This is a genomic window from Enterococcus diestrammenae, assembly GCF_049384045.1.
Classification (GTDB): Bacteria; Bacillota; Bacilli; order Lactobacillales; family Enterococcaceae; genus Enterococcus_C; species Enterococcus_C diestrammenae.
Genome location: NZ_JBMRGR010000038.1, coordinates 1 through 1607 on the forward strand (window position 1 = coordinate 1; position 1607 = coordinate 1607).

Consider the following 1607-nt stretch of genomic DNA (forward strand, 5'->3'; position numbering starts at 1 on the left):
TTACTCCTTGTATATTGTATTTAGGGTTTTAGTCTTCATGATTTGTAAGGATAACCCTATGAACCTGTGTTATTAAAATTGGTATTACCTCAGTAGCTCTGAGATAATATAGATAAGGATTGAGAGGCAGGCCGTTCACTCCTTGAGCTAAGAGCTCGTACTCGAGAGACTGGTCCCTCTCTCTGTTTGGCAGATTGCGAATGAGTTAGATGTTGAAGGCTCGGTGCCTTACTCCGTATCTCGAACAAGGTAGTGACGCTTTTCAGATGAGTGGCAATCAATCCTAATACGATTAAGAAGGTGTGCTTATGTTTTATCTTGGAATTGATATTGGCAAACGTACACACGCTGCTTCCGTTATGGATGAGGCTGGTAAGATTCTCCTCAAAGGTTTCTCTTTTTCAAACTCGACTGTCGGGGCTGAGGCGCTGTTTGGTGCCTTACATAAATTTTCTGCATCTCCAGAGGACTTCATCGTTGGTATGGAAGCTACGGGCCACTACTGGTTAGCTCTTTTCTCATACCTTGACGAAAGACACTTTCTAACTCATGTCTTGAATCCGATTCAAACAGATGGTTGGCGTAATGCCACTGAGATTCGCAAGCGAAAAACAGATACGATTGATTCTGTGCTAATTGCGGATCTTATTAGATACGGTGACTTTACTGATACCAGTTTAATGAACGAAAATGTCATCTCCCTGAAGAATCTTTCGCGCTATCGAACATATCTGGTTGGAACAACTAGTGACTTCAAAAGAAAAGTCATTGCTGTATTGGATCAAATTTTCCCTGAATATGAAACGCTATTTAAAGGTACCGGAGTCTTCGGAGCCGCTTCAAAAGAGGTTCTTCTCACTTACAGTGCTCCAGAAACATTTGAAAATGTCACTGCCGACGAGCTTGGTCAAGCCTTGAGAAAGGCAAGTCGTGGTCGTTTAGGAGCTGATAAGGCCGAATCTATCAAGCAAGCAGCCTCGTCATCATTTGGCGTTCGTTTTGCCCAAGAAGCTTATGTCTTTCAGCTTCGGTCGATGATTGAGCAGATTAAGTTTCTTGAAAAGCAAGTCAACGAGGTCGAGAAGGAAATTGAAATCATTATTAATCAATTAGACTCCGTTATCATGACTGCACCTGGCATCGGTCCTATAAACGCAGCTGCGATACTTGGTGAGATTGGCGATATTTCCCGTTTCTCTACTGCTGCTAAGTTGGTGGCTTATGCGGGCTTGGATGCTTCAGTAACTAAATCTGGCGAATACGAGGCTACTCACAATGTTATGAGTAAACGTGGCTCACCTTATTTGCGCAAAGCTTTGTTCTCAGCTGCGTTTGTCGCATCATTTAATGATCCAGTATTCAGTGCGTATTACCAGAAAAAGCGTTCAGAGGGCAAGCATCACTTGACAGCAGTTGGAGCTGTAGCTAGAAAACTTACCTACACAATCCATGCAATCCTGACAAAAAATGAGCCTTACAAAGTACAGATTTAAAAAAATTTACTATTCGTCAGGCTTATTTGTGATGCATCCATTCTCTTAGAATTTGTTATTATTCTTTTTGCCAATTCAACTAGTTATCACTTGACTTATAATAGTTAGTCTCTC

At 41.6% G+C, this 1607-nt stretch carries 1 protein-coding gene; it reads left to right on the plus strand.

The annotated features are described in order from the left end of the window. The first annotated feature begins 308 nt into the window (after window positions 1–308). On the plus strand, window positions 309–1493 hold the full coding sequence (locus tag ACO03U_RS13690) for an IS110 family RNA-guided transposase (RefSeq protein WP_204688053.1): 1185 nt from the start codon (window positions 309–311) through the stop codon (window positions 1491–1493). Window positions 1494–1607 lie beyond the last annotated feature (114 nt).

Excerpts from the sequence above, each read along its gene's own strand:
- ACO03U_RS13690 (WP_204688053.1), top strand. The coding sequence starts at position 309 with ATGTTTTATCTTGGAATTGATATTGGCAAACGTACACACGCTGCTTCC.